Origin of the sequence: Streptomyces sp. NBC_00878 (assembly GCF_026341515.1) — a bacterium.
GTDB lineage: Bacteria > Actinomycetota > Actinomycetes > Streptomycetales > Streptomycetaceae > Streptomyces.
The window spans coordinates 1902731-1927883 of the sequence record NZ_JAPEOK010000001.1; the positions used below are offsets into that span (position 1 = coordinate 1902731).

24 protein-coding genes are annotated in these 25153 nt (G+C 70.4%); 10 read left to right on the plus strand and 14 right to left on the minus strand.

Annotated elements, in window-relative coordinates:
• Positions 1-46 precede the first annotated feature (46 nt).
• The gene (locus OHA11_RS07755) at positions 47-1060 is read left to right on the plus strand and encodes a Gfo/Idh/MocA family oxidoreductase (protein WP_266493326.1); all 1014 of its coding nucleotides are present in this window, start codon (positions 47-49) and stop codon (positions 1058-1060) included.
• A gap of 149 nt (positions 1061-1209) precedes the next feature.
• On the opposite strand, the gene OHA11_RS07760 is transcribed toward OHA11_RS07755, so the two are convergent.
• Together OHA11_RS07760 and OHA11_RS07765 are read right to left on the minus strand one after the other, a co-directional pair.
• Positions 1210-1881: a response regulator transcription factor gene (locus OHA11_RS07760; protein ID WP_266493328.1), complete on the minus strand. Its 672-nt coding sequence runs from the start codon at positions 1879-1881 to the stop codon at positions 1210-1212.
• Between the two features lie 163 nt (positions 1882-2044).
• The gene (locus OHA11_RS07765) at positions 2045-3307 is read right to left on the minus strand and encodes a sensor histidine kinase (protein ID WP_266493330.1); all 1263 of its coding nucleotides are present in this window, start codon (positions 3305-3307) and stop codon (positions 2045-2047) included.
• Between the two features lie 179 nt (positions 3308-3486).
• On the opposite strand from OHA11_RS07765, the gene OHA11_RS07770 reads away from it, so the two are divergent.
• Complete coding sequence (locus tag OHA11_RS07770) at positions 3487-3690, plus strand: hypothetical protein (RefSeq protein WP_266493331.1); 204 nt, start codon at positions 3487-3489, stop codon at positions 3688-3690.
• 58 nt (positions 3691-3748) lie between these two features.
• On the opposite strand, the gene OHA11_RS07775 is transcribed toward OHA11_RS07770, so the two are convergent.
• Together OHA11_RS07775 and OHA11_RS07780 are read right to left on the minus strand one after the other, a co-directional pair.
• On the minus strand, positions 3749-4141 hold the full coding sequence (locus OHA11_RS07775) for a ribonuclease domain-containing protein (protein ID WP_266493334.1): 393 nt from the start codon (positions 4139-4141) through the stop codon (positions 3749-3751).
• Between the two features lie 144 nt (positions 4142-4285).
• Positions 4286-4915, minus strand: a complete 630-nt coding sequence (locus OHA11_RS07780) for a dihydrofolate reductase family protein (protein ID WP_266493337.1) — start codon at positions 4913-4915, stop codon at positions 4286-4288.
• Positions 4916-5090: 175 nt separating this feature from the next.
• On the opposite strand from OHA11_RS07780, the gene OHA11_RS07785 reads away from it, so the two are divergent.
• The gene (locus OHA11_RS07785; protein ID WP_266493338.1) at positions 5091-5840 is read left to right on the plus strand and encodes an SDR family oxidoreductase; all 750 of its coding nucleotides are present in this window, start codon (positions 5091-5093) and stop codon (positions 5838-5840) included.
• Between the two features lie 215 nt (positions 5841-6055).
• Here the strand turns inward: OHA11_RS07785 and alc are convergent, their stop codons facing one another.
• On the minus strand, positions 6056-7213 hold the full coding sequence (gene alc, locus OHA11_RS07790; RefSeq protein ID WP_266493340.1) for an allantoicase: 1158 nt from the start codon (positions 7211-7213) through the stop codon (positions 6056-6058).
• A 177-nt stretch (positions 7214-7390) separates the two neighbouring features.
• On the minus strand, positions 7391-8740 hold the full coding sequence (gene allB, locus OHA11_RS07795; RefSeq protein WP_266493343.1) for an allantoinase AllB: 1350 nt from the start codon (positions 8738-8740) through the stop codon (positions 7391-7393).
• Between the two features lie 249 nt (positions 8741-8989).
• Between allB and OHA11_RS07800 the strand changes: the two genes are divergently transcribed.
• Positions 8990-9790 carry an IclR family transcriptional regulator gene (locus tag OHA11_RS07800; protein WP_266493346.1) on the plus strand — a complete coding sequence of 267 codons (801 nt, stop codon included), beginning with the start codon at positions 8990-8992 and terminating at the stop codon, positions 9788-9790.
• A 30-nt stretch (positions 9791-9820) separates the two neighbouring features.
• On the opposite strand, the gene OHA11_RS07805 is transcribed toward OHA11_RS07800, so the two are convergent.
• The gene (locus OHA11_RS07805) at positions 9821-10135 is read right to left on the minus strand and encodes a DUF5955 family protein (RefSeq protein WP_266493349.1); all 315 of its coding nucleotides are present in this window, start codon (positions 10133-10135) and stop codon (positions 9821-9823) included.
• Positions 10136-10357: 222 nt separating this feature from the next.
• Between OHA11_RS07805 and OHA11_RS07810 the strand changes: the two genes are divergently transcribed.
• Both OHA11_RS07810 and aceB read left to right on the plus strand, forming a co-directional pair.
• Positions 10358-10957 (plus strand): NTP transferase domain-containing protein, encoded by a 600-nt coding sequence (locus OHA11_RS07810; protein WP_266493352.1) that lies wholly within the window; start codon positions 10358-10360, stop codon positions 10955-10957.
• A gap of 202 nt (positions 10958-11159) precedes the next feature.
• Positions 11160-12794 (plus strand): malate synthase A, encoded by a 1635-nt coding sequence (gene aceB, locus OHA11_RS07815; protein WP_266493355.1) that lies wholly within the window; start codon positions 11160-11162, stop codon positions 12792-12794.
• Between the two features lie 21 nt (positions 12795-12815).
• Here aceB and OHA11_RS07820 read toward each other — a convergent pair whose 3' ends face one another.
• The 3 genes from OHA11_RS07820 to OHA11_RS07830 all read right to left on the minus strand — a co-directional run bounded on the left by OHA11_RS07820 (position 12816) and on the right by OHA11_RS07830 (position 15034).
• Positions 12816-13112, minus strand: coding sequence for a SelT/SelW/SelH family protein (locus tag OHA11_RS07820; RefSeq protein ID WP_266493358.1), 297 nt, complete (start codon positions 13110-13112; stop codon positions 12816-12818).
• 17 nt (positions 13113-13129) lie between these two features.
• Positions 13130-14044: a HipA family kinase gene (locus OHA11_RS07825; RefSeq protein WP_266493361.1), complete on the minus strand. Its 915-nt coding sequence runs from the start codon at positions 14042-14044 to the stop codon at positions 13130-13132.
• A gap of 72 nt (positions 14045-14116) precedes the next feature.
• Positions 14117-15034: a LysR family transcriptional regulator gene (locus tag OHA11_RS07830; RefSeq protein WP_266493363.1), complete on the minus strand. Its 918-nt coding sequence runs from the start codon at positions 15032-15034 to the stop codon at positions 14117-14119.
• A 91-nt stretch (positions 15035-15125) separates the two neighbouring features.
• On the opposite strand from OHA11_RS07830, the gene OHA11_RS07835 reads away from it, so the two are divergent.
• Entirely contained in the window at positions 15126-16466 is a 1341-nt protein-coding gene (locus tag OHA11_RS07835) for an aspartate aminotransferase family protein (protein ID WP_266493366.1), read from the plus strand.
• Positions 16463-18019: an APC family permease gene (locus tag OHA11_RS07840; RefSeq protein ID WP_266493369.1), complete on the plus strand. Its 1557-nt coding sequence runs from the start codon at positions 16463-16465 to the stop codon at positions 18017-18019. The genes OHA11_RS07835 and OHA11_RS07840 overlap by 4 nt, the downstream gene beginning before the upstream one ends.
• A 65-nt stretch (positions 18020-18084) precedes the next feature.
• Here OHA11_RS07840 and OHA11_RS07845 read toward each other — a convergent pair whose 3' ends face one another.
• Genes OHA11_RS07845 through OHA11_RS07855 form a run of 3 tightly spaced genes read right to left on the minus strand, consistent with a single transcriptional unit; the run spans position 18085 to position 20629 of the window.
• On the minus strand, positions 18085-18762 hold the full coding sequence (locus OHA11_RS07845) for a 3-oxoacid CoA-transferase subunit B (protein WP_266493372.1): 678 nt from the start codon (positions 18760-18762) through the stop codon (positions 18085-18087).
• Positions 18759-19427 (minus strand): 3-oxoacid CoA-transferase subunit A, encoded by a 669-nt coding sequence (locus OHA11_RS07850; protein WP_266493375.1) that lies wholly within the window; start codon positions 19425-19427, stop codon positions 18759-18761. The genes OHA11_RS07845 and OHA11_RS07850 overlap by 4 nt, the downstream gene beginning before the upstream one ends.
• A complete protein-coding gene (locus tag OHA11_RS07855) occupies positions 19424-20629 on the minus strand; it encodes a thiolase family protein (protein WP_266493377.1) in 1206 nt (401 codons plus the stop codon). The genes OHA11_RS07850 and OHA11_RS07855 overlap by 4 nt, the downstream gene beginning before the upstream one ends.
• 84 nt (positions 20630-20713) lie before the next feature.
• On the opposite strand from OHA11_RS07855, the gene OHA11_RS07860 reads away from it, so the two are divergent.
• A complete protein-coding gene (locus OHA11_RS07860) occupies positions 20714-21598 on the plus strand; it encodes a LysR substrate-binding domain-containing protein (RefSeq protein ID WP_266493378.1) in 885 nt (294 codons plus the stop codon).
• Positions 21599-21630: 32 nt separating this feature from the next.
• On the opposite strand, the gene OHA11_RS07865 is transcribed toward OHA11_RS07860, so the two are convergent.
• Positions 21631-23088, minus strand: a complete 1458-nt coding sequence (locus OHA11_RS07865; RefSeq protein ID WP_266493379.1) for an MFS transporter — start codon at positions 23086-23088, stop codon at positions 21631-21633.
• Between the two features lie 386 nt (positions 23089-23474).
• Here OHA11_RS07865 and OHA11_RS07870 point away from each other — a divergent pair, with 386 nt between their 5' ends.
• A complete protein-coding gene (locus OHA11_RS07870; RefSeq protein WP_266493381.1) occupies positions 23475-25118 on the plus strand; it encodes an AMP-binding protein in 1644 nt (547 codons plus the stop codon).
• The last annotated feature ends 35 nt before the right edge of the window (positions 25119-25153 follow it).

Below are 25153 nucleotides of genomic sequence, written 5' to 3' on the forward strand. Positions count from 1 at the left end.
GGACAAAGCGTTGACAGGGTGTATGGTCCGCCCTCAGTTTGGTCCCATGCGCATCGGACTCATCGGGACGGGTCGTATCGGTACATATCATGCGACCGCCCTCAGCCGGCACCGCGAGGTCGGCGGCTCTCTCATCGTCACGGACGCGGACACCGCGCGCGCCCGGCGACTCGCGGACCGCTTGGGCGCCACGGCGGCGCCCGGCGTGGACGAGATCTTCACCTGGGGTGTGGACGCCGTGGTGATCACGGCGGCCACCTCGGCACACAGCGAACTGATCGGTCGGGCGGCGCGGGCCGGGCTTCCGGTGTTCTGCGAGAAGCCCATCGCACTGACCCTGTCGGACACGTTAACGGCGATCGCGGAGGTCGAAGCAGCGGGAACGATCCTGCAGATGGGCTTCCAGCGGCGCTTCGACACCGGGTACACGGTCGCGCGGGAGGCGGTGCTCTCCGGCCGGCTCGGGCGGCTGCACACCGTGCGGGCGATGACGTCCGACCAGTCGCCGCCGTCGGTGGCGTACCTGCCGCTGTCCGGCGGGCTGTACCGGGACACGCTCGTGCACGACTTCGACATGCTGCGCTGGGTGACGGGCCGCGAGGTCACCGAAGTGAGCGCGATGGGCTCGGACGCCGGGCCCGCGATGTTCCGCGACGCGGGCGACATCGACACGGCCGCGGCCGTCCTCACCCTGGACGACGGCACGCTCGCGACGGCGACGGCGACCCGGCTGAACGGCGCCGGATACGACGTACGCATGGAGCTGGCCGGCGAGCTGGACCAGATCGGGGTGGGGCTCGACGACCGTACGCCGATCGCCTCCACGGAACCGGCCGGGCCGCCCGCCGCGACCAAGCCGTGGACCGGGTTCCTGGAGCGGTTCGGGCCCGCGTACGAGGCGGAGCTGCACGCGTTCGTCGAGGTGGTGCGCGGGGAGCGGGCCAATCCCTGCGACGGGCGCGAGGCGTTGCAGGCGCTGCGGATCGCCGAGGCGTGCGAGTTGTCCCGGCGCGAGCGCCGGTCCGTGCGTCTGGGGGAGATCGCGGGGGGTCGGGACTGAGGGGATTTCGCCCCCGCCGCCCCTACCCTCCCCCACTCTCGGCGTCGCTCGAGCGTGGGGACCCCCATCGTCCCCTGGGGGCTGCGCCCCCAGCCCCCTATCGGCCTGAACGGCCCCGTCCTCAAACGCCGGACCGGCCGAGTGGCGGGCTAGTGGCCGTCGTCCTCCAGGAGGCCGGCGTCGTACGTCAACAGGGCGATCTGCACACGGTTGTTGAGGTCGAGCTTGGCCAGGATCCGGGAGACGTGGGTCTTGACGGTGGCGACGCTCATGAACAGCCCGGTGGCGATCTCGGCGTTGGAACGGCCCCGCCCGACGGCGACGGCGACCTCGCGCTCGCGGTCGTTGAGCGTGGCGACGCGCGTACGGGCACTCGCGCGCCGGGTGTCGGCGGAGGTGCCCGCGGCGTGGGCCATCAACTGCCGGGTCACGGTGGGCGAGAGCACGGGATCGCCCGCGGCGACCCGGCGTACCGCGTCGAGGATCTCCACGGGCGGGGTGTCCTTGAGGACGAAGCCGGCCGCTCCGGCGCGCAGCGCCCGCAGCACCTGGTCGTCGGCGTGGAACGTGGTGAGCACGATGACCTGCGGGGCGTCCTCGCGGCTCCGGAGCCGTTCGGTGGCCGCGAGGCCGTCGACCGTGGGCATCCGGATGTCCATGAGCACGACGTCGGGGCGCGTGCGGTCGACCAGTTCCTCGACCGCGCTGCCGTCGGCGGCCTCGCCCACGATCTCCAGGTCGTCGGCGCCTCCCAGCATGAAGGAGAGACCGGCCCTGACCAGTGGGTCGTCGTCGACGAGGAGCAGGCGGATCGGAGTCATGGCCCTACCGTAGTGACAGCGCTCGACCGGGCCGCGCGCTTTAACCGGCTCACCGGGCTCATCCGGCTCTCCCGAGGAAAACGGCTCATTGCTCCACCGTCTCGGCGGCCGTGCGCCCGGCTCGCGCTCCGGCGTCGACCGAGGGCGCGCTCAGCCGACGCGCTCAGCCCCAGGGCAGCCACGCACGCACCTCGAATCCTCCATCGGCCGCGGCCCCGTGCGCGAGCTGTCCGCCCGCGAGCATGGCCCGTTCGGTGAGGCCGATGAGCCCTTGGCCGGAACCGGGGACGTGGGGCACGTCGCCCGGCGGCGCCGGGTTGCGTACGGAGATGGTGAGACCGTCGCCCTGCACCCCGGACACCTCGACCGTGACCTCAGCGCCCGGGGCGTGCTTGCGGGCGTTGGTCAGTCCCTCCTGGGCGATGCGGTAAGCGGTGCGGCCGACCGAGGAGGGGACCGTGGCGGCGTCCGTGACGCGGTTGTCCATCGTGACCTTCATGCCGGCCTCACGGCTCTCGGAGACCAGCCCCTCCAGGCCCGCGAGCGTCGGCTGCGGCCGCCCGGACTCGTCCGCGCCGTCGCCGGACGCCCGCAGTACGCCGATGATCTCCCGCAGATCCTGCAGGGCCTCGTGGGCGCTCTCCCGGATCACCCCGGCGGCCCGCGCCACGTCCTCCTGGGGCGCGTCCGGACGGAACTCCAGCGCCCCGGCGTGCACGCTGAGCAGGGTCAGCCGGTGGGCCAGGACGTCGTGCATCTCGCGTGCGATCGCCTCCCGGGCCAGCCGCTGGGCCTGCTCGGCCCGCAGCGCCGCCTCCGTCTCCGCCCGGCGGGCCCGGTCCCTCAGACTCAGCATGAGCTGACGCTTGGAGCGCGCGAGCATGCCCCAGCCGACCACCACGGCGGTCAGCAGCCAGCCGAGCGCGATGATCACGGGGTACGGGAGCTCGGGGTCGGGCCGCAGCCAGTAGAAGACGGGGAGCAGGGCGGCAGAGGCTCCGCCGGTCCAGGCGGCGTACTTGAAGGGCCGGTGCACGGCCAGTGTGAACAGGGCGACCAGGCCGGCGCCGCCCGCGGTGTTCGAGATGAAGCAGACCGGGACCATCGCCACGGCGAGGCCGACCGGCCAGCGCCGACGGAGCCAGACGGCCGCGCAGGCGAGGGCGCCGAGCCACTGGTCGGCCGCCGCGAGGGCGGGCGGGATGTTCGGGTCGCCGGACATCTCGTCGGCACCGATCAGCCCCACCCCGACGGCGATCAGGAAGCAGGCGAAGTCGACGACCCAGTCGCGGGCGGTGCGTTTCGGTCGCCCCTTGCGGCCGACCTGGTCGGGGTCGGGGTCGAGCTCGGCGGTGACGGCCGACGGGAGAAACCACCGGCGCCCTGAGTCGGGCGGGGGCTTCGGCAGCGGCGCGGCATCACTCACAGTCGACAAATCTACGCATCGCCGACCGCTCACACCGCCCCTTGGCGCCGATCACCGACCAAAGTCGCCGCGCGAACGACTTTGGACGCGAAACCGCCCGACCGATCAAGGACTTCCGCCACCCATACCTCGCCCCGCGGCCGATGAGAGTGGGGGGTCCGCGGGGCGAGGATCCTTGTATGAAGCAGGTGCTGGAGTTTCTCGGTGTGATCGCCCTCGTTCAGGGCGTGGCGGGCCTGGTGTACGAGTTCACCGGCTGGCTGCGCGGTTGGGGCCTCGTACAACGGCTCGACTTCCTCGACGGCCGCGAGATCTACGGGAGCATCGCGCTGCTGGTGCTGTCGTTCGCGCTGTTCGCGGCCGCCGAGAGCCGGAAGACCTGAAGAGCACACACCGGACTTCCGGCTTCCGGCAAACGTCTCGTACGTCTGCTACCTATGGTCAGCAGCTGTAGTTGACCAGCTTGAACGAGACGTAGTGGTCGGCGGTGTAGTAGTCCTCCTGGCTCCTGTTGCCCGTGACGATGCGACGCGCACCGCGCGTGGACGAACCAGGCGTGATCACCGTGTACTCGTGGTAGTAGCCGGTGCTCTGCGAGGGCAGGACGCCTTCCCTGTTCTGGAAGACCGTGCCGTCCTGGGAGAAGGGGTAGGGACCGCCCTGCTCGATGAGATCGAGCGTGTCGTGGGCCTGGGACGGCAGCGAGCCGTAGCAGATGTTGCCGACCGCGGTCACCGCCGCGTTCGCGGGGACCGTGGCGGCACCGCCGATGAGCAGGGCGGACGTGAGGGCGACCAGAGCGCCGATGCGAGTGGTGCGTGGGGGGAATCTCATGCCTCTAGCATGACGCGCGTAGACCATGGCATGTCAATGTCAAGGACGGTGATTTCGTCCCGCAAGTCGGATGAGTTTTCCGGGAGTTAACCTGCGCCACAACACCCCCGCACGGAGCGCCGCGGAGGCCTCGGCGCACTCGGCCTACGCGCTCCCCTCCGGCAGTTCGAACGTGCCGTACTCCGGCCGTCCGGCCAGGTCGTACGTGTGGATGGCGACACCCTTGCTGGTCACCCGCGCGCCTGCGTGCGTGAACGCGGTCGGCACGACGCCCTCGGCGAAGAGCCGGCGACCCGTGCCGAGAACGACCGGGAAGGACAGCAGGTGCACGGTGTCGACGAGGTCGAGCGCGAAGAGGGACTGAGCGAGGGCCGCGCTGCCGTGGACCTGGAGCTCGCCTTCGGTGTTCTCCTTGATCGCGGTGACCTCCTTGCCCAGATCGCCGCTGATCACCGTGGTGCCGGCCCATGCGGCCTCGGTGAAGCTCGACGAGGCGACGTACTTCGGCAGGGCGTTGAGCTTCCCCGCGACCGGGTTGGCCGGGTCGGTCACCTTCGGCCAGAACCCGGCGAAGATCTCGTACGTGTGGCGGCCGAGCAGGAAGGCGCCCGCGCGGTCGAAGACCTCGTTGACGAACTGTCCGAAGTCCTCGTCGTCGTACGGGAAACTCCAGCCGCCGTACTCGAAGCCGCCGCTGCGGTCCTCGTCGGGGCCGCCCGGGGCCTGGTGGACGCCGTCGAGGGTGACGAATGCGGTGAGGGTGAGCTTGCCCATGACGTGCCTTCTTTCGAACTTTCGAAGCGGGGTGTTCTGTCATCAGCTCAGACCCGTTGGGCGGCCGCAACTCATCGGTCCCGTCAAAAACGGCCCGGCCGTCGGGCCCGGCTCTCGCGACCTTGGTGTCCGTTCGCCGCCAGCGTTCGGGCGGCCCGGCCGCTGGGATGGGTTCATGACCTCACAAGCGACCATGAACGGAACAGTGGCCCTGGTGACCGGCGGCAGCCGCGGGATCGGTGCGGCGACGGCCGTGCGGCTCGCCCGCGAGGGCGCGGATGTCGCCCTGACCTACGTACGCGACAAGGAGGCCGCCTGCGGTGTCGTGGACCGGATCCGGTCCCTGGGGCGGCGGGCGCTCGCCCTCCGCGCGGACTCCGCCGACGCGGAGGAGGCCGCCGGCGCCGTGACTCGCGCGGCGGAGGGGCTCGGGCGTCTCGACATCCTCGTCAACAACGCGGGCGTCGGGCTGCTCGGCCCCCTCGACAGCCTCTCCCTCGCGGACGTCGACCGGGTTCTCGCCGTGAACGTACGCGGTGTCTTCCTCGCCTCCCAGGCGGCGGCCGCCCGTATGGAGCGGGGCGGGCGGATCATCACCATCGGTACGTGTATGACGCAGCGTGTGCCGGGGCCCGGCGGCACGCTGTATGCCACCGGGAAGTCGGCCCTGGTCGGGCTGACGAAGGCGTTGGCGAGGGAACTGGGTGAGCAGGGGATCACGGCGAACATCGTGCATCCGGGGCCGATCGACACGGATATGAATCCGGTGGGCGGGCCGTTTGCGGCTGGGCAGGCGGCGATGACCGCGGTGGGGCGGTTCGGGACGGCCGAGGAGGTGGCTTCGGCGGTGGCGTATCTGGCGGGGGTGGAGGCGGCGTATGTCACGGGGGCGGAGTTCTCGGTGGATGGGGGGCATGCGGCTTGACTCCGGCGGGGGTTGTTTCGCCCCCGCCGCCCCTACCCATTCCCGTCACTACTCGGGGGCGCTGCCCCCGAACCCCCGCTCCTCAAACGCCGGAGAGGCTGAAATACCCAGCCCGTCCGGCGGTTGAGGACGAGGCCGTTCAGGCCGATGAGCGGGGGTCTGGGGCGCAGCCCCCAGGGACGGGTAGGGGCGGCGGGGGCGAGTAACTCCCCGCCTCAGCCCCCGAGTTCCTGGTGGCGCGCAGCCAGCCTCGCCTCGCCCTCCCCCGTCAGGGAGCCGAACAGCCGCAGGCGGGAGATGCCCCCGTCCGGGAAGATGTCCACGCGCGCGTGCGTGCCGACGGACGGGGATGCCAGGACGAAACGGTGGTTCGTGTCGGGCTGGAGGCGGGTCCGGGGCAGGACCTCCGTCCACCCCTCGTCCACACCGTCCCCGACATCCCCTCCGTCCCCTCCGTCCCGCACCGAAACCGACGCCCACCCCGCCGAGTTGCCCTTCAGATACGCCGTATCGATCTCGACCGCACGGATCTCGGACTGCGCGACCAGCTGGTAGCGGATCCAGTCATGCCCCTGGTCACGCCGCCGCCGCGTCTCCCAGCCGTCGTCCATCTTGCGGGAGCGCCCCGGCTGGATGGTGTTGGTGGCGGGCGAGTAGAAGAGGTTGGACGCGTCCTCGACCTGTCCGCCGTTCTCCAGGGCGACCACGTCGAAGGTGCCGAGGACCGACAGCCACCGTGGGTCCGGTACGACCTCGCCGTACACCCGAAGGCGCGCGATGCCACCGTCCGGGTGCTGGTTGACGCGGAGGTGGGTGATGCGCTGCTCCAGGTCGACGGCGAAGCCGTTGGCCGCGTGGCCGCCGACCGCCGTGCGCGGTACGAGCGTCGTCCACTTCACGTCGTCCGCGAGGAGTTCCTCGGGCGACGGGGAGCCGGGGACCGAGGCACCCTCGACGGACACCGCCTGCGGGTAGTTGCCGCGGAAGTGGGCGGTGTCGACGACGATGCCCCGTACGACACCGGGCGCGCCGAGGCGTACGAGCGCCCAGTCGTGGTCGTCCGCCGTGGGCCACGGGTGCTCGGCGGAGGCACCCCGTCGGCGCCGGGTCTCCCAGCCGTCCATGATCTTGCCCTTGTGCCCGAAGTGCTCGGGGTCGAACTCGGCCCGCCCGGGCAGGAGCAGGTTCTCGCGCTGGGCGAAGAACTCGTCGTTGGCGGCGATGACCCCGGCACCGAGCTGCCGGTCGGCGAGGTTGGCGTACTGCGTGAAGGGGAAGTCGGCGCTGCGGTGGTCCGCGTACGGGTCGCCGCCTCCGTAGGGGTTCGCGTCGCCGGTGAAACGGGCCGGGGGGTTCTGGTGCTGCGCCGTCACAGTGATCAGGTCTGCCTTTCGGGAGTCGGCCGCCGCGGGTACGGGTGCGGAGTCGTGCGCGAATTTCGGGTACAGGTACCGGCCTTCCTTGAGGGGATGAACCAGGGACTTGAGCGGGAACCAGGGACTTGAGCGGACGGGAACCAGGGACTTGAGCGGATTGGCCTGAGCGGCTAACTACCCTCGCCTGGACAGGAGCTGCCCCCTCGGCTCGGCGAACTCACCCTCAGACACGATGCGTTCACCCCGCAGCCACGTGGACTTGACGACTCCCCGCAGGGTCCGGCCCGCGTACGCGGTGACCCGGTTTCGGTGCTGGAGCGCGGCGGGGTCGACGGTGAAGGTCTCGTCGGGCGCGAGGACCGCGAAGTCGGCGTCATGGCCGACCGCTATGGCGCCCTTGCGGTCGTCGAGTCCGACCAGCCGCGCCGTGCGCGAGGACATCCAGCGGACCACGTCCTCCAGGCCGTACCCGCGCCCCCGGGCCTCGGTCCAGACGGCGGACAGGCTGAGCTGGAGGCCGGAGATGCCGCCCCACGCGGTCGCGAAGTCGTCGGTCTTCAGGTCGGCCGTCGACGGGGAGTGGTCGGTGACCACGCAGTCGATCGTGCCGTCGGCCAGCGCCTGCCACAGCAGGTCCTGGTTGGCGGCCTCGCGGATGGGCGGGCAGCACTTGAACTCGCTTGCCCCGTCCGGGACTTCCTCGGCCGTCAGGGTCAGATAGTGGGGGCAGGTCTCGACCGTGACGCGTACGCCCTCGGCCTTGGCGGCGGCGATCAGCGGCAGCGCGTCGCTGGACGACAGATGCAGCACGTGGACGCGCGCGTTGAGGCGCTTGGCCTGGGCGATGAGGTTCGTGATGGCGGTGTCCTCGGCGTCGCGCGGTCGCGAGGCGAGGAAGTCCGCGTACCTCTGGCCGCTCTTCTGCGGCGCCGCCGCGAGGTGGTGCGGGTCCTCCGCGTGCACGATCAGCAGCCCGTCGAATCCGGCGATCTCCGCGAGGGACAGGGAGAGTTGCCCCTGATCCAGCTCGGGGAACTCGTCGACCCCGGAGGGCGACAGGAACGCCTTGAAGCCGAAGACGCCCGCGTCGTGCAGTGGCCGCAGGTCCTTGACGTTGTCGGGCAGGGCGCCGCCCCAGAAGCCGACGTCGATGTGCGCCTTGGAGCGGGCGACGTCCTTCTTGGTGCGGAGGTGGTCGACCGTCGTGGTCGGCGGGAGGGAGTTGAGGGGCATGTCGACCAGGGTCGTGATGCCGCCGGCCGCCGCGGCGCGCGTGGCGGTCCAGAAGCCCTCCCACTCCGTGCGGCCCGGGTCGTTGACGTGCACGTGGGTGTCGACGAGGCCAGGCAGCAGGACGTCGTCGCCGAGGTCCTCCAGCCGGGCCCCGGCAGGCACCTCGGCGTCGTGCGCGAGCACGGCCGTGATCTTCCCTCCGGAGACGGCGACCGAAGCGGCGCGCGTCCCTTCGGGAGTGATGACGCGCGTCGAGCGCAGGATCAGTTCGACCCATCCGTCGTCGGACACCCGGACCCCTCTCCATGCCGCACGTTTACTTCCACGTAACGGAATTCAACGTTCTGTTGAAAGAGTCTTCACTCCCTGCTCCATGCCGTCAAGAGTCGGCCTCTCCACCGCCTGCCGCGAGCGCACTCCCTGGACGTTTCCGTAAAGCGGAATTACACTTCCGCCACGCAGAACGTAATCACACCGAGCCGTGCAGTCAACCAACTGCCGGGTAGGCTGCCTCCCTGCCCGCCTGAAAGGACCGCCTCCGTGCCGACGTCCAGCGCCAGCACCACCGACGCCAAGCCGACCTCCTCCGCCGGCGGCGTCCAGTCTCTTGAGCGCGCCTTCGACCTGCTGGAGAGGATGGCGGACGCGGGCGGCGAGGTCGGGCTGAGCGAGCTCTCCGCGAGCAGCGGGCTGCCGCTGCCCACCATCCACCGTCTCATGCGCACGCTCGTGGCCTGCGGTTACGTACGCCAGCAGACCAATCGGCGGTATGCGCTCGGCCCGCGTCTGATCCGGCTCGGCGAGTCCGCGTCCCGGCTGCTCGGCACCTGGGCCCGCCCCTATCTGGCGCGTCTGGTCGAGGAGACCGGCGAGACGGCGAACATGGCGCTGCTCGACGGCGACGAGATCGTGTATGTGGCGCAGGTGCCGTCCAAGCACTCGATGCGGATGTTCACCGAGGTGGGCCGCCGGGTGCTGCCGCATTCCACGGGCGTCGGCAAGGCCCTGCTCGCGCACCTCCCGGCGGACGAGGTGCGCGCCCTCCTGTCCCGTACGGGCATGCCCGCCGCGACGGAGAAGACGATCACGACGCCGGACGAGTTCCTGGCCGCGCTCGACGAGGTACGGCTCGCGGGGTACGCGGTGGACGACAACGAGCAGGAGCTCGGGGTCCGCTGCCTCGCCGTCTCCGTGCCCAACTCCCCCACCGCCGCGGCGATTTCGATCTCCGGCCCGGCCGGCCGCGTCACGGAGTCGGCGACGGAACGGATCGTGCCCGTGCTCCAGCAGGTCGCGGTGGAGTTGTCGGAGGCCCTGGCGAGTTCGGGGTCGGCGACCTGAGTGGGCAAGGGAGTTGCCGGGCCGGTGCGCTCAGCGCCGCGGTGGCTCCCCGAAGAGTTCCACCGCGCTGCGTACGCCCGCGAGTCCGGCGGACAGCGCGCTGACCGAACCGATGGAACCGGCTATCAGGAGCAGTGAGCGGCGCAGGCGGGGCACCTCGGGCATCCCGGTGACGGCCATCGCGGCGAGTACCGCGAGTTCGTCCTCCGCTATGCCGCGGTCCGGGAACTCGGCCGGATGCGCGGCGAGTTCGCGACGCAGCTTGGACACCGCGGTCCGCAACTCCGCCACTCTCGGATCCTCGTCGCTGCCGGTCACTGGCCTCTGCCCCAAGCTCCGCAACACAGCTCTCCCCCCTCGCACGCCCTTGTGCGCGATTCGTCGTGCCTGCTCCGTGCTCTCGCCGCAAACATCCCATGGCATTGGTCAGGCGCCCAGGGACGCGGGCCAGTAAACGCCACCCGGTGCGGTGGGCGCCACTCCGAGGACCGAAATTCAGTCCTTGGACACCGGGAGGCCCCTACGGGTTTCAGGGCGTGTCCCGCCCGGGTCCGGTATGCAGGGGGAATGACGGAGAACAACGAGCAGGTCGCCGGGCTGCTGCTGGCCGCCGGCGGGGGGCGGCGCCTCGGCGGACGCCCCAAGGCGCTCCTCACCCACCGGGGACACCCTCTCGTCGAACACGCGGTCGGAACACTGCGGGCGGGCGGCTGTGCCCGGATCCATGTGGTGCTCGGCGCCGAGGCGGAGGCCGTGCGGGAGCGGGCCGTACTGCCCGGCTGCGTGCTCGTGGACAACCCCGACTGGACGCGGGGCATGGGCTCCTCGCTGCGGGCCGGTCTGGAGTCACTGGCCGGTACGGGCGTCCGGGCCGTGCTGGTGTCACTGGTGGACCAGCCGGGGATCGGGCCGGAGGCCGTGGCCCGCGTCCGCGCCGCGTACTCGTCGGACGAGTCGCTCGCGTCCGCCGCGTACGACGGGAAGCGGGGGCATCCGGTGCTCTTCGGCGCACGTCACTGGGCGGGGATCGCCGCCACCGCGACCGGCGACCGGGGAGCACGCGCCTACCTGAAGGCGCATGAGGACGAGATCGCGCTCGTCGAGTGCGGGGACGTGGCCCAGCCGTACGACATCGACACGGAAAGCGACCTGGTCCACCTTGAGTGAACGGGGTGGCACCGCGCGCCACGTTGCCTCGAAGTGGAGAATCTCGACGTCAACAAATTATTGAACTTCCACCATGAGGAAACTAGTATCCACTGTTCAGAAGCGTCTGGCTGTCCTCCGGGTCTCGTCGGCCGCTTCCGGTTCCGTCGGCACCCGGTGCCGCGGCGTACTCACGTCAGCTCGCTGAAGGAAGTGACAGTTCATGTCCGCACCAGCGCCGTCCCCGCTGGCCATCATCGACGCCGAGCCCCTGCCGCGGCAGGAGGAGGTCCTCACCGACGCGGCCCTCGCCTTCGTGGCCGAGCTGCACCGGCACTTCACGCCCCGGCGTGACGAGCTCCTCGCCCGCCGTGCCGAGCGCCGCGCCGAGATCGCCCGCACCTCCACCCTCGACTTCCTCCCGGAGACCGCCGCGATCCGCGCGGACGACTCCTGGCGGGTGGCCCCGTCGCCGGAGGCCCTGAACGACCGCCGCGTCGAGATCACCGGCCCCACCGACCGCAAGATGACCATCAACGCCCTCAACTCGGGTGCGAAGGTGTGGCTCGCGGACTTCGAGGACGCCTCAGCGCCCACCTGGGAGAACGTGGTCACCGGCCAGGTGAACATGGCCGACGCGTACACCCGCAGTATCGACTTCACGGACGAGCGCACCGGCAAGTCGTACGCCCTCAAGGCCCCCGAGGAGCTGGCGACGGTCGTGATGCGCCCGCGCGGCTGGCATCTGAACGAGCGTCACCTCGTCGACTCCGAGGGCACTCCGGTCCCGGGCGCCCTCGTCGACTTCGGCCTGTACTTCTTCCACAACGCCCAGCGCCTTCTCGACCTCGGCAAGGGCCCGTACTTCTATCTCCCGAAGACGGAGTCGCACTTGGAGGCCCGACTCTGGAACGACGTGTTCGTCTTCGCGCAGGACTACGTCGGCATCCCGCAGGGCACCGTCCGCGCGACCGTCCTGATCGAGACGATCACGGCGGCGTACGAGATGGAGGAGATCCTCTACGAACTCCGCGACCACGCCTCGGGGTTGAACGCGGGCCGCTGGGACTACCTCTTCTCCATCGTCAAGAACTTCCGTGACGGCGGGCAGAAGTTCGTCCTCCCGGACCGCAACGCGGTGACGATGACGGCCCCGTTCATGCGCGCGTACACCGAACTCCTCGTCCGCACCTGCCACAAGCGCGGCGCGCACGCGATCGGCGGCATGGCGGCGTTCATCCCCTCGCGGCGCGACGAAGAGGTCAACAAGGTCGCCTTCGAGAAGGTCAAGGCCGACAAGGACCGCGAGGCGGGCGACGGCTTCGACGGATCGTGGGTGGCCCACCCGGACCTCGTGCCGATCGCGATGGCGTCCTTCGACGCCGTGCTCGGCGACCGGCCGAACCAGAAGGACCGCCTGCGCGAGGACGTCGACGTCAAGGCCGCCGACCTCATCGCCGTCGACTCCCTCGACGCCAGGCCCACGTACGACGGACTGGTCAACGCCGTCCAGGTCGGCATCCGTTACATCGAGGCCTGGCTCCGCGGCCTCGGCGCGGTCGCCATCTTCAACCTCATGGAGGACGCGGCGACGGCGGAGATCTCCCGTTCGCAGATCTGGCAGTGGATCAACGCGGGCGTCGAGTTCGAGCACGCCGGGAACATGGTGAAGGCCACGCCCGAGCTGGCCCGCGAGATCGCGGCCCAGGAACTGGCCGACATCCGCGCCGAGATCGGCGAGGAGGCCTTCGCGGCCGGCCGCTGGCAGCAGGCCCACGACCTGCTGCTCACGGTCGCCCTCGACGAGGACTACGCGGACTTCCTGACCCTGCCGGCCTACGAGCAACTGGCCGGCTGAGCCGACCCAGCGGCAGACGCCTCACTTCTCCGAGTGGCCCAGGGACTTGTCCGGGGCCACTCGGTCGCGTACGAGGCGCTTGACGGCCGTCGGCTCCGGGAAGCCCTGCTCGCGGCGGTCCCAGACCACCTCGTCGTCGACCCGTACGACGAAGACGCCGCCGGTGCCGGGCTTGAGCGCGAGCTCCGTCAGCTCCTGCTCGAAGGTGGTGAGGAGTTCCTGGGCGAGCCAGGCGGCGCGGGGCAGCCAGCGGCACTGGGTGCAGTACTCGATCTGAACGCGGTGCGTGTTCTCGGTGGTCACGTTCTCAGTAGTCACGTGACCATTCTCGGCGGTCATCCGAGGTGTACCGACCCGTCGTGTTCCACCGCCGGTTTGCCGTGCAGGTCGGGGACCTGCTTGAGCCAGTTCGGCCGATCCCGCTGCCTCTTCGCCGCACGGTCCGCATCCTCCGCGGCGAGTTGTTCGCGGGTGGGGAAGTCCGTGGGGAGCCAGGCCGCGGAGGCTCTGGCACGGGCGAGGAGGTAGCCGACGTACGCCTCACGGGCCTCGTCCGGGGTGGCGAAACCGGGCTCGTCGGCGAGCCAGGCGTCGGGCACCTCCGCCGTGATCGCGCGCAGCAGTTCCTCCGTCACCCTGGGCGCGAGTTCGGCGTCCGCCGCGCGGGTGTCGGGGGTGTGGCCGCCGAGCGCGTGCCGCCGGAAGTCGTACGCCTTCTCCGGCTCCGACGCGTCCCAGCGGTGGTGGAAGACCAGGGCGGCGCCGTGGTCGATCAGCCACAGCCGCGGGGGTGCGACGCCGAGCGTGGGCCAGATCATCAGGTTCGAACTGTGCGTCGTGCGGTCCACGTTGACCGTGAGGGCGTCCAGCCAGATGATCCTGCCCGCCTCCAGCGGGTCGACGGGGAACGTCTTCGCGACCTGCGGAGTGAAGTCCTTGGCGCCGGACAAGTAGTCCATGCCGAGATTCAGTCCCGCGCTGGCCCTCAGCAGGTCCTGGACCTCCCAGTAGGGCTCGTGCCCGCCGATCGCCGGGTCGAAGTGCACCAGCACCAGCTCGGGGAACCGCAGCCCGAGAGCGCGCGCCAGCTCCCCCACGATCACCTCGGCGACCAGCACCTTGCGCCCCTGCGCGGAGCCCGTGAACTTGACGACGTACGTGCCGAGGTCGTCGGCCTCGACGACTCCGGGGACGGAACCGCCGGCCCGCAGGGGCTCGATGTAGCGGGTCGCAGCGACCTCTCTCAGCATTGCCTCGGGCCACCTCCCCTTCTGGAGTGAGCATAGTAACCAAGGGTGATCACCGGCGCGGACTGGTTTTCCTCAGTCGCGCTTGTGTGGGCCGCGGCCCGCGTCCGCTGTGATCCGGGCCGCGATCCGGGCGAAGTTGGCGGCGGATCGAGGCGCGCCCTCGCGGTGGACGACCGCCACCTCGCAGTCGTCCATGCCCTCGATGGGGATGTAGCGGACGCCTTGCCGGCTGTAGAGGCGGGCGACGGATTCGGGGACCACGGAGAGGCCGCGGCCGATGGCCACGGACTGCAGCTCGGCCTCGAAGGTGGCCGCTTCGTGGGTGATGTTCGCCGGGGTGCCGCGGTGGGAGGCGAGGATCCAGTAGTCGCGCCAGGCGTTGTCGCCGGGCGCCGCGACGATCGGCTCGGCCAGGAGTTGTCCGACGGTCACCCGAGGCAGTTGCGCGAAGGGGTGCAGCGTGGACACGCAGGCCATGCACCGCTCGCTGAGCAGGGTGGTGGTCACCGCGTCCGGCACTCCGTACAGCGGCGGCCGGACCAGGGCGACGTCGGTGTCCCCGGTGTCCAGACCGCCGTTGGGGGAGGCGAAGTCGTACTCGGTGATCTCAAGGGTGACGTCGGGGTAGCGGTCGGCGAACGCCCGCAGGATCGCGGGCACGTGATCGACGGCGGCCCCGATCAGGTAGCCGACGCGCAGCCGGCCGAGTTCACCGCTCGCCATCCGTGCGGACCGCTCCATCGCCGCGTCGAAGCGTTCGAGCACGGCCTGCGCCTCGATGAGGAAACGCTCGCCGTCCGGCGTGAGGGCGGTGGAACGGGTTGTCCGGGCGAAGAGGCGGAAGCCGAGCCCCGTCTCCAGCTGACGGATGGTGTGGCTCAGCGAAGGCTGCGCGATGTGCAACTGCTCGGCGGCCCGCGTGAAGTTCGCCGTCCGGGCGACGGCGACGAACGCACGCAGGTGCCGGAGCTCGACATTCATAGATGCCATCTATCAAGTCTACGGAATTTGGTCTTTCACATCAGCCCGGCCCCGCTCCTAGCCTGCCGAGACACAGCTCACACCGCGAGACGGAGATACCGTGACAGACACCCTCATCCACCAGGCACAGGCCCGCGCCCGGGGCCGGGAGGTCCTGCTGCACGAGCCCACGGGCGGCGATCCGGACAAGCTCACGCTCGTGAAGGCGCGCGGCTCGCTGGTGTGGGACGACGCGGGCAAGCAGTACATCGACTGCACCGCGCAGGCGTGGTCGAACAACCTCGGCGCCAATGACCCGCGCGTCATCGAGGCGGCGATCGAGCAGACCCGGCAGATCACCCATGCCCGGCCCACGTTCCACACCCCCGCCCTGCTGGAGCTCGCCGAACTGCTCGTGTCCATAGCCCCCGACGGTCTGGACCGCGTCGGCTTCACGCTGCACGGCTCGATGGCGGTGGAGATGGCGCTCAAGCTCGCCCTGCGCAACCGCCCGGACGCCCGGCACGTGGCCGTCCTGCACGACGCGTACCACGGCCGCTCGATCACCACCATGGCGGCGAGCTGGCCGCACCCGGGCAACGTCTTCGGAGTGCTCCAGCCGCAGTTCCTCCGGCTCCCGCGGCCCGACCTCTACCGTCCGCGCCCCGGCCTGACCGCTGACCAGGACACCGAGCTGTCGCTCCGGCTCGTCCGCGAGATCCTCACCAAGGGCACCGAAGGCCCCGTCGCCGCGCTGGTCTACGAGCCCATCCAGGGCAACGGCGGCCACAACGGCTTCTCCGAGCGCTGGCACCGCGGTATTCGCGAGATCTGCAACGAGCTCGGCATCATGCTGATCATCGACGAGGTGCAGACCGGCCTCGGCCGGACCGGCCGCATGTGGGCCAGCGACTACTACGGCATCGAGCCGGACGTCCTGGTCTTCGGCAAGGGCGTCGGCGGCGGCTTCCCGCTCGCCGGAGTACTGGCCAAGAACCGCTTCGCCGCCTTCCTCGCCGGTGACGACCAGCTCACCTTCGGCCAGTTCCCGATCTCCGTCGCCGCAGGCCTCGCAGCCGTGCGGGCGATCATCGACGACGGCCTGTGCGACCGCGCGGCCACGCACGGCGCGTACGCCACCGAGCGGCTGCGCGAGATGCAGACCCGCCACCCGCTCATCGGCGACGTACGCTCACCGGGACTGATGGTGTCGATCGAGCTGGTCCGCGACCGGATCACCAAGGAGCCGGCCACCACCGAGGCACATGCCGTGTTCGAGCTCGCACAGGAGCGCGGCGTCATCTTCGGCGAGAGCCGCTACGCCGGCCTCGGCAACCTGATCAAGGTCAAACCACCCCTCGACATCAGCCGGGACCACCTGGCCACCGCGCTCGACGTCCTCGACGAGGTGCTGACCGAGGTCGAGAAGACCACCGGGAACAAGACGGGAGAGCTGTCATGACCGCTGCCGAAGACCTGCCGGAGAGAACCACCGGCGCCGACACCGGTGTCGACTCCGACTCCGCCGACCTCGCGGCGCTGGGTTACGGGCAGCAGCTGAACCGGTCGATGAGTTCCTTCACCGCGTTCGCGCTCGCCTTCTCGATGGTCTCGATCAACACCGGCATCGTCACGCTGTTCACCGACCCGTTCTCGCGCGTCGGCGGCGCCGCGGTCCTGCTGTGGCTGCTCGTCCTGCCCATGGTGCTCACACTGGTCGCGGTCTACGCGCACCTGTCCGGGCGGATGCCGATCACCGGCTACGCCTACCAGTGGGCCAGCCGCCTGGTGGGGCCGCACTTCGGCTGGTTCACCGGCTGGATCGCGCTGGTCTCCTTCCTCGCGGGCACCGCCGGGACCGCCGCCGCGGTCGGCACGGTGTTCGCCCCGGAGATATGGGAGAACCCGACCACGCGCCAGATCCAGGCGCTGTCGATCGGCTGCACGCTCGTCGCCGCGGTGCTCAACATCATCGGGGTCAAGCTCGCGACCCGGATCAACAACATCGGTGCGTCGATCGAACTGATCGGCACGATCGTCCTGGTGCTGGCCCTGGCGGCGGGCGTCCTGGTGTTCTTCAAGGACACCCAGGGGCTGTCGATCCTCACCGACACCAAGCCGCTGACCGGGGAGCCGGTCACGCTGACGAGCGTCGCGCTGGCCGGTCTGCTGCCGGTCTACGTGCTGCTCGGGTGGGAGGGCGCGGCGGACCTCGCCGAGGAGACGGTCGACCCCCGCAAGGCGGCGCCGCGTGCCATGTTCCGCTCGGTCGTGGTCTCCGGGATCATCGGCTTCGTGGTCTTCGCCCTGCTGGCGCTGGCCATGCCGAGCAGTCCGGCGACGTTCCTGACAGGGTCGGAGAACCCGGTCCTGAAGCTCATCTCGGAGCAGATCGGGCCGTTCGCCCGGGCGCTGATGATCGTGGTGGCCTTCGCCTCCATCTTCGCCTGCCTCATCGCCAACATGGCGGTCGCGACCCGGATGGTGTTCGCGCTCTCCCGCGACAACATGCTCCCCGCGTCGAAGGGCCTGCAGAGGGTGGGGCGGCGCAGCAAGGCACCCGTCCCGGCCATCGTCGCCGTCACCGTGGTGGCCGTCGCGCTCAACCTGCTCAACTCCGGTCTCGTGGGCAAGATCTACGCGATGGTCGGGCTCACCTACTACCTGACCTACGCGCTGACGATGATCGCCACGGCGGTCGCCGAACGACGCGGCACCATTCCCGCCGCCACCGAGGGTGTCTTCGACCTCGGCCGCCGGCTGAACCCCGTCGTCGGGTTCGCACTTCTGTGGTGCGGGGTCGTCATCGCCGCGCTCACGTTCCCGGCGGAGAACAACCAGAACGCCGTGACGGTGTCGGTCGTCCTCGCCATCGGCTTCCTGTGGTGGGCGTTCGTCCTGCGGCGCCGCCTGAACACCGGTACCGCGGGGCCGCCGGGCACATCCCTGACGTCCCAGAGCGGGGAAGCACGCGAGAACGCCGAGGAGAGTTCCACTCCACCGCAGGCTCACTGAGCGGAGCTGTGCGCTCCAGGTGCGTACGTGCCGAGGGCGGGCATGGCGAGTCACCGCTCGGGGCGTCAGGCCCGTACAGGCAGAAGCGGTAGCTCCAGGCGGCCGGAAAGGGCGTCGACCGTGGTGCCGAAGGTCTCCCGGACTACGACGCCCTGCGGGGTGATGTCGAATACGGCCAGGTCGGTGTAGACGCGGTCGACGCAGCCCGGTGCGGTCAACGGGTAGGTGCACTCGGGAACCAGCTTGGGTGCACCGCTCTTGGTGAACAGCGTCATCATCACGAAGACCTGTCTGGCTCCGATCGCCAGGTCCATGGCTCCGCCGACGGCGGGGACGGCGTCGGGTGCGCCGGTGTGCCAGTTGGCCAGGTCGCCGGCCGCGGACACCTGGAAGCCTCCCAGGACGCAGATGTCCAGGTGTCCGCCGCGCATCATGGCGAACGAGTCGGCATGGTGGAAGTACGCCGCCCCGGGCAGTTCGGTGACGGGAACCTTGCCGGCGTTGGTGAGATCGGGGTCGATCTGGTCGCCCTGGGCGGCGGGTCCCATGTTGAGCATCCCGTTCTCGGTGTGGAGCACCACGCCGGCGCCGGCCGCCAAGTGGTCGGCGACAAGCGTCGGTTGGCCGATGCCGAGGTTGACGAAGGCTCCGGGCGGGATGTCGCGGGCCACGAGGGCGGCGATGTCGTGCTTGCTCAGCGGGGCTCGCTCGTTGTCGTCCGTCGCATGCCGGCACTCCTTCATGCGGTCACCTCCCGCACCACTCGGTCGACATAGATGCTCGGCGTCACCACGGTTTCCGGATCGATCATTCCGGTCTCCACGACCTCGTGGACCTGCGCGATGACGGTGGACGCGGCGGTGGCCATGACCGGCCCGAAGTTGCGGGCGGTCTTGCGGTAGACGAGGTTGCCCATGCGGTCGGCTCGATGAGCACCGATCAGCGCCACATCACCCCTGATCGGATACTCCAGCACGTACGCGCGGCCGTCGATCTCCCTGGTCTCCCTGCCCTCGGCCAGCAGTGTGCCGACCGCGGTGGGGCAGAAGAAGGCGCCGAGACCGGCCCCGGCCGCCCGGATCCGCTCGGCCAGGTTGCCCTGCGGCACCAGTTCAAGTTCGATCTTCCCGGCCCGGTACAGGCCGTCGAAGACATGGGAGTCGGCCTGTCGGGGGAAGGAACAGATCACTTTGCGCACCCGTCCCTCGGCCAGCAGCGCGGCGAGCCCCGTATCGCCGTTTCCGGCGTTGTTGGACACCACGGTCAGGTCCTTGGCGCCCTGGCGAATGAGCGCGTCGATGAGGTCGACCGGCATACCGGCCATCCCGAAGCCTCCGACGAGCACCGTCGAGCCGTCCTCGATCCCGGCCACCGCCTCATCGGCGTCCGTACACAGCTGCGTGATCACTGGCTGTTCTCCGTGACGTTCTCCAGGACCACGGCGAGCGCCTGACCCACTCCGATACAGATGGCCGCGACGCCCCACCGCCGGCCGGATTCCCGCAACCGGTGGGCCAGCGTGCCCAGCAGCCTGCCGCCGGAGGCCCCCAGCGGGTGGCCGATCGCGATGGCGCCGCCCTTGGCGTTGACCAGTGCGGGATCGATCTTCCAGGCGTCGACGCAGGCCAGTGCCTGTACGGCGAACGCCTCGTTGAGTTCGACCGCGGAGACGTCGGACCAGGAGATGCCCGCGCTCTTCAGGGCCCGGTTCGCCGCCTCCACCGGCGCGAATCCGAACATCTGCGGGTCGAGTGCGAACACCCCGCGCCCCGCTATACGAGCCAGCGGATCGGCCCCGATGCGCGCCGCGGCGGCCTGTGAGCCGAGCAGTACGGCCGAGGCGCCGTCGTTCAGCGGGGACGCGTTGCCGGCCGTGATCACACCGTCGGCACGGAACACCGGCTTGAGCCCCGCAAGCTTGTCGGCGGTGGATCCGGCCCGGATTCCCTCGTCCCGGGCGAGGGTGCCGCCCTTGTCGTCGACGACGACCGGCACCACCAGGTCGTCGTAGAAACCGGCCGTCCAGGCGGCGTCCGCGAGGTTGTGGGAACGGGCGGCGAACTCGTCCTGTCGCTCCCGGCGGATGGTGAACCGCTCGGCCAGCTGCTCATTGGCCTCGCCCAGGGAGACCGTCCACTCCTTCGGCATGCGCTCGTTGACCAGGCGCCAGCCGAGCGTGGTGGAGACGGCGGTCAGGTCCCCTGCCGGGAAGGCGCGGGTGGGCTTGGGCAGTACCCACGGAGCCCGAGTCATCGATTCCACGCCGCCGGTGAGCACGATGTCGGCGTCGCCGGTCTCGATGGCGCGGGAAGCGATCATGGCCGCGTCCAGGGAGGAACCGCACAGCCGGTTGACGGTTGTGGCGGGAACCGAGGTGGGCAGTCCGGCCAGGAGAACGGCCATCCGGCCGACGTTGCGATTGTCCTCACCCGCGCCGTTGGCGTTTCCCCAGACGACGTCGCCGATCTCGGCCGGGTCCAGCTCCGGCACCTTGGCCAGGGTCCCCGTGATGGCGAACGCCGCGAGGTCGTCGGGCCGCACGCCGGCGAGGGCGCCGGAGAACCGTCCGAAGGGTGTTCTTGCCGCTGCGTACAAGTAACTGTCGGTCACGCGATCACCGTAGGATCGCCCGACTTATCATGTCCAAGACCTTATCTGTATCCATTGATAAGGATCCTTTATAAAATTGCTCGCATGGAACTCCGTCAGGTGCGCTACTTCCTCGTTCTCTCGGAGGAGTGTCATTTCGGGCGCGCGGCCGCACGCCTGCACGTCGCTCAGCCCGCTCTGTCCCAGCAGATCAAGCAGTTGGAACACGAGCTGGGAACTCCCCTGTTCAACCGCACCACTCGGCAGGTCGAACTCACCGAGGCCGGCCGGCATCTGACCGGGTACGCCCGGACACTGATCGCCGAGGAAGAGCGGGCACGCGCCCATATGACGGAGCTGGCCACCGGCCTCGCGGGCCGGGTCTCCGTCGGTTTCATCGGCACCGCCACCTATGACGTGCTGCCCCGCGTCGCCCGCACCGCGCGAGCACGGCTGCCCCGTATTTCCCTGGACCTGCACGGTGAGCTGCTCACCCCGCAGCTCGCGGACGGTCTGCTCACCGGCGCCTACGACCTGGCGGTCTACCGCTTCGGCGGCACCGAGACGGAACAGGTGAGCATCACACCGCTGCGGACCGAGCCCCTGGTGGCGGTGCTGCCGGCGCACCATCCACTGGCCGCCCGCCCGCGGATCTCGCTGAAGGCGCTGGCCGACGAACCCTTCGTCATTCATCCCTCGCAGCCGCGGTCCGCCATGTACGACCGTGTTCTGGCCGCCTGCGACCGGGCCGGTTTCCAGCCCTCGTCCCTGGTCGAGGTCGGCGAGACCGCCACGCTCGTCGTCTTCGTGGCGGCCGGACACGGCGTCGCTCTCGTACCGCAGTCGGTGCGGAGCCTGCGCCTGGACGGCGTGACCTACGTACCGCTCATCGAGACCGAGTCCATCGATCTCGTCCTGGCCCGCCGGATGCGGCACAACTCACCGGCGACACTGCAGATCGCCTCGGTGATCGAGCAGTGTGTTCGCTGACTTCGGTCAGCACGAAGTGAGCATGGTGAGGGTCACGTGCGTGCGGAGTCCGTGGAGTCGGTGGGCTGCTCGGTCTTCGGTTCGGCGCCGGACGCGGCCGGGCGGCTTCGGCGGACCAGCCACAGGCCGATGAGGACACCGAGGGCGGCGAGTGCCGAGGCGCCGAGGAACGTGAGCTGGTAGCCCTCGTTGAGGGCGGCCCGGTGAGGGCCGTCCGCGGCCTCGGTGCGGGCGGTGGCCAGGGCGGCGAGGAGGGCGACTCCGAGGCCGGCGCCGATGCGTTGGGCGGTGTTGACGACCGCGGACATGACACCGGTCTCGTGCTCGGCCACGGCCTTCACGGCGGGCATCGTCGAGCCGACGAACACGGCCGGGAGACCGGCGGCGAAGATCAGGGCACCCGGCAGGTAGTCGGTGACGAAGGAGCCGTCGACCGGGAGCCGGCCGAGGAGCAGCAGCCCGACCGCCAGCAGCGCCATCCCGGCAGTGAGGACCACCCGGGGCCCCCACGTGGCCAGCGCCGACGGCAGGACCGCACGGGACACCAGGAGGTTCACCGCCGCGATCGGCAGGACGGCGAGGCCGCTCTCCAAGGGGCTGTAGCGGTGCACCTCCTGGAAGTACAGGGCGAGAAAGACGAAGGCCGGCACGTGTGCGGCACCGACGATGAAACTGGCCAGGGTCGATCCGGTGACATCGGGGTCGCGGAAGAACCGGAAGGGCAGCAGCGGGTCCGGCGACCGGGTCTCGATCCGTACGAAGGCGGTGCCCAGGGCGAGTCCGGCCGCACCGAGCAGAACGGTGAAGGGGTCCAGCTCCCCTTCGGCGGCGACCGTGATCGCGTACACGACGAGCAGCAGGGCGCTCGTCCCGGTGATGATGCCGGGCAGGTCAAGTCGTGCGCGGAAGTCCCCGACCGGGGCGTCGGCGGGCAGCAGACGGCCGCTCAGCAGCAGTCCGGCGATGCCGATCGGCACGTTGATCAGGAAGATCCAGTGCCAGCTGAGCAGTTCGACGATCAGGCCGCCCAGTACGACTCCTCCGGCGGCGCCCACCGCGCCCATCGCGCTCCACCATCCGAACGCCCGCCGGTTGGCGGCCGGTTCGACGAAGATCGCGGTGAGCAGGGCGAGTTCGGCGGGTACGAGAATCGCGGCGCCCACACCCTGCAGGGCGCGCGCGGTGATGAGCAGCCATGGCCACTCGGCCACTCCGGCCAGCAGTGAGGCGAGGGTGAAGACCGCGAGTCCCGCCCGGAACAGCCGACGCCGCCCCAGCACGTCCGTCGCCCGTCCGGCTCCCAGCTGGAAGCCGCCGAAGGTCACCTGGTAGGCGGTGCCGACCCAGGCGAGCCCCACCACGGTGAGCCCCAGCGTCGCCCCGATGGCGGGTAACGCCACGTTGACGATCGACACGTCGAGGAACACCACGAGTTCCACCGAGGTGAGCAGGAACAGCACACCCCTCTTGCCCTGGAGTGGCCCAGGCATGGCCGTCCCCTCTCCTGTCGAGAATCCGCTGTGTAAGCGAGTAAGACACTAGAGAATCTCACTAGAGTGAGCAACTATTGAAACATCGGGAGGCCGCCGACGCACCGACACAATCCAGACAGATTGGTCGCACTAGCAAATTACTTGACTAGATTCGAACACTAGAGTAGAGATTTATTCGCGCGTGTTGGCAGAACGATGATCCGCAATGCAGATGGGCTGTGCCCACAACGCACTGGAAATCATGCAAGGCGACACGACGGGGGGCCGTCTAAATGAGCCAGGACACAGAAATAGCTGGCCACTGTAGGAGCTTATTCAACGACTGCACACAGCGCCTCGGCCTGCTCGCCGCGCGCTGGAGCACCACCCGGACCCATGTGGCGATGGCCGTGGCCTGCACCGCTCTCTCCCGCCAGACGGCGGACGGCGTCACGCGGGTCGGTGTCCGGGGTGCGGCTCCGGTCCGGATGGCGTTCCCGCCCGAGTTACCCCTCCGCGAGGCCGCCCTCCGCATCGGCGGCCTCGTGGCGGGTGCCGGCACGATCTCGATCACCACGCCCAACGCCGAGTCCGACCTTCCCGAACGGATCGAACTGGAGGTCGCGGAGCGGGCGGACGGCGTCCTCACCCTCAACGGGACATGCGCGCAGCGGCAGATGGACCGCCTGGTCCACGCGCTGCGCCACGAGTACCGACCGGCGTCGACGGCGGGTGAGGTGCCGGTCGCCTGTCCCGCCGACGACGAGGACCTGCGCGCGTGGGCACAGAATCTCGCGCCCATCCCGGCCACCACGCTCGACCGCACCTTCGGCAGGATCGCGCGGGCTCGCCCCGGCAGAGTCGCCGTGCACGTGCCGGCCGGACCGGACGGGCCACCGGGGGTGCGGCGGCTCACCTACGGCGAGGCCGAGGCGGGCGCGGTGCGTCTCGCGTCCGCCCTGGTGCGCTCGGGCGTGCAACTCGGCGAACCCGTCGTGGTCGTGTGCGACGACCCGGTCCGTGCGGTCGTCGACCAGCTCGCGGTGTTCAAGGCGGGAGCGGTCTGTGTTCCGGTCGGCCGGGTCGCCGCCGAGCAGGCCCGGGAGATCGCCGCGCTCAGCGGGGCGCGCTGGGCGCTGTGCGGGAGCGGCTCGCGTCTCCCCTGGGAGCGGCACTGCCGTGTCCTGAGCCCACGGGACACGGTCCTCGCCGGGCTCTCGGGCCGGGCCAGGCCGGGTGAGGCGCCCGTCGAGGACTCCCTGCCCCGCTCCGACTTCACCGAGGCCGCCTACCTCCTCGTCGACCGTCGCGCCAGGCGTCCGGCCGAGGCCCGGTTGTCGGCCCACTCCGCATGGACCTCCGCGACCGCCTCCCGTGTGCGACGAGCCGGCCATGTGTCGACCGAGATCGTCTCGGGCGGCGACCTCGCCGGCGCCGCCGCCCTGTCCGCGATGTGGTGGGCGTTCGCCTGCGGGGCGCGCCTGACCTGGCTGGGCGACGGCGGGCCGCACGCCCTGGCCGGGGTCGCGCCGCGGGCCCCGGGAGCGCTCCCGGCGGACGTCCTGTTGACGACGGAGGGCTATCAGGAACTGCTCGACACGCTGGACACCGCGGCCGCCGCGCGTTCCCACGCGGGTCTGGGCACCGTGGTGGTGAGCGGGACTCCCTGCTCCGCGGATCTGGTCAAACAGCACTTCTCCCGGGTCGAGGGCACCCGGCTGATCTCCGAGTTCAGCGGGGACGGCGGGCCGCTGCCCTGGACCGCGCGCCGGCTGGGGCCCGCCGACGCGGAGTGCAGGCTGCTGCCGAACCTCGGCCGGCCCTCGCCGAACGTCCGGGTCCGCGTCCTCGACGAGGCGGGGCGGTCCCTGCCTCCCGGTCTGGTCGGCGAGATCTGCGCCGAGGGCGACGCGCTGCCGTACGAACTCCTGGTCCGCGACGGTGTGGTGGTGCGGACGTTCACCGACCACCTCCTGCGCTCCGGACGGCTGGGGCAGCTTCGGAGGGACGGCTCGCTGGAGCCGGCCGACGACGTCCCCAGCGGCTGAACACCGCGCCTCTTCCACCTGTCTCCCGAGTCGTG

Bases quoted from the DNA above. Each gene is read 5' to 3' on its own strand.
- OHA11_RS07755 (WP_266493326.1), top strand. From the start codon at position 47: ATGCGCATCGGACTCATCGGGACGGGTCGTATCGGTACATATCATGCG.
- OHA11_RS07760 (WP_266493328.1), bottom strand. From the start codon at position 1,881: ATGACTCCGATCCGCCTGCTCCTCGTCGACGACGACCCACTGGTCAGG.
- OHA11_RS07770 (WP_266493331.1), top strand. From the start codon at position 3,487: ATGAAGCAGGTGCTGGAGTTTCTCGGTGTGATCGCCCTCGTTCAGGGC.
- OHA11_RS07775 (WP_266493334.1), bottom strand. From the start codon at position 4,141: ATGAGATTCCCCCCACGCACCACTCGCATCGGCGCTCTGGTCGCCCTC.
- OHA11_RS07780 (WP_266493337.1), bottom strand. From the start codon at position 4,915: ATGGGCAAGCTCACCCTCACCGCATTCGTCACCCTCGACGGCGTCCAC.
- OHA11_RS07785 (WP_266493338.1), top strand. From the start codon at position 5,091: ATGACCTCACAAGCGACCATGAACGGAACAGTGGCCCTGGTGACCGGC.
- OHA11_RS07810 (WP_266493352.1), top strand. From the start codon at position 10,358: ATGACGGAGAACAACGAGCAGGTCGCCGGGCTGCTGCTGGCCGCCGGC.
- aceB (WP_266493355.1), top strand. From the start codon at position 11,160: ATGTCCGCACCAGCGCCGTCCCCGCTGGCCATCATCGACGCCGAGCCC.
- OHA11_RS07825 (WP_266493361.1), bottom strand. From the start codon at position 14,044: ATGCTGAGAGAGGTCGCTGCGACCCGCTACATCGAGCCCCTGCGGGCC.
- OHA11_RS07830 (WP_266493363.1), bottom strand. From the start codon at position 15,034: ATGGCATCTATGAATGTCGAGCTCCGGCACCTGCGTGCGTTCGTCGCC.
- OHA11_RS07840 (WP_266493369.1), top strand. From the start codon at position 16,463: ATGACCGCTGCCGAAGACCTGCCGGAGAGAACCACCGGCGCCGACACC.
- OHA11_RS07845 (WP_266493372.1), bottom strand. From the start codon at position 18,762: ATGAAGGAGTGCCGGCATGCGACGGACGACAACGAGCGAGCCCCGCTG.
- OHA11_RS07860 (WP_266493378.1), top strand. From the start codon at position 20,714: ATGGAACTCCGTCAGGTGCGCTACTTCCTCGTTCTCTCGGAGGAGTGT.
- OHA11_RS07865 (WP_266493379.1), bottom strand. From the start codon at position 23,088: ATGCCTGGGCCACTCCAGGGCAAGAGGGGTGTGCTGTTCCTGCTCACC.
- OHA11_RS07870 (WP_266493381.1), top strand. From the start codon at position 23,475: ATGGCCGTGGCCTGCACCGCTCTCTCCCGCCAGACGGCGGACGGCGTC.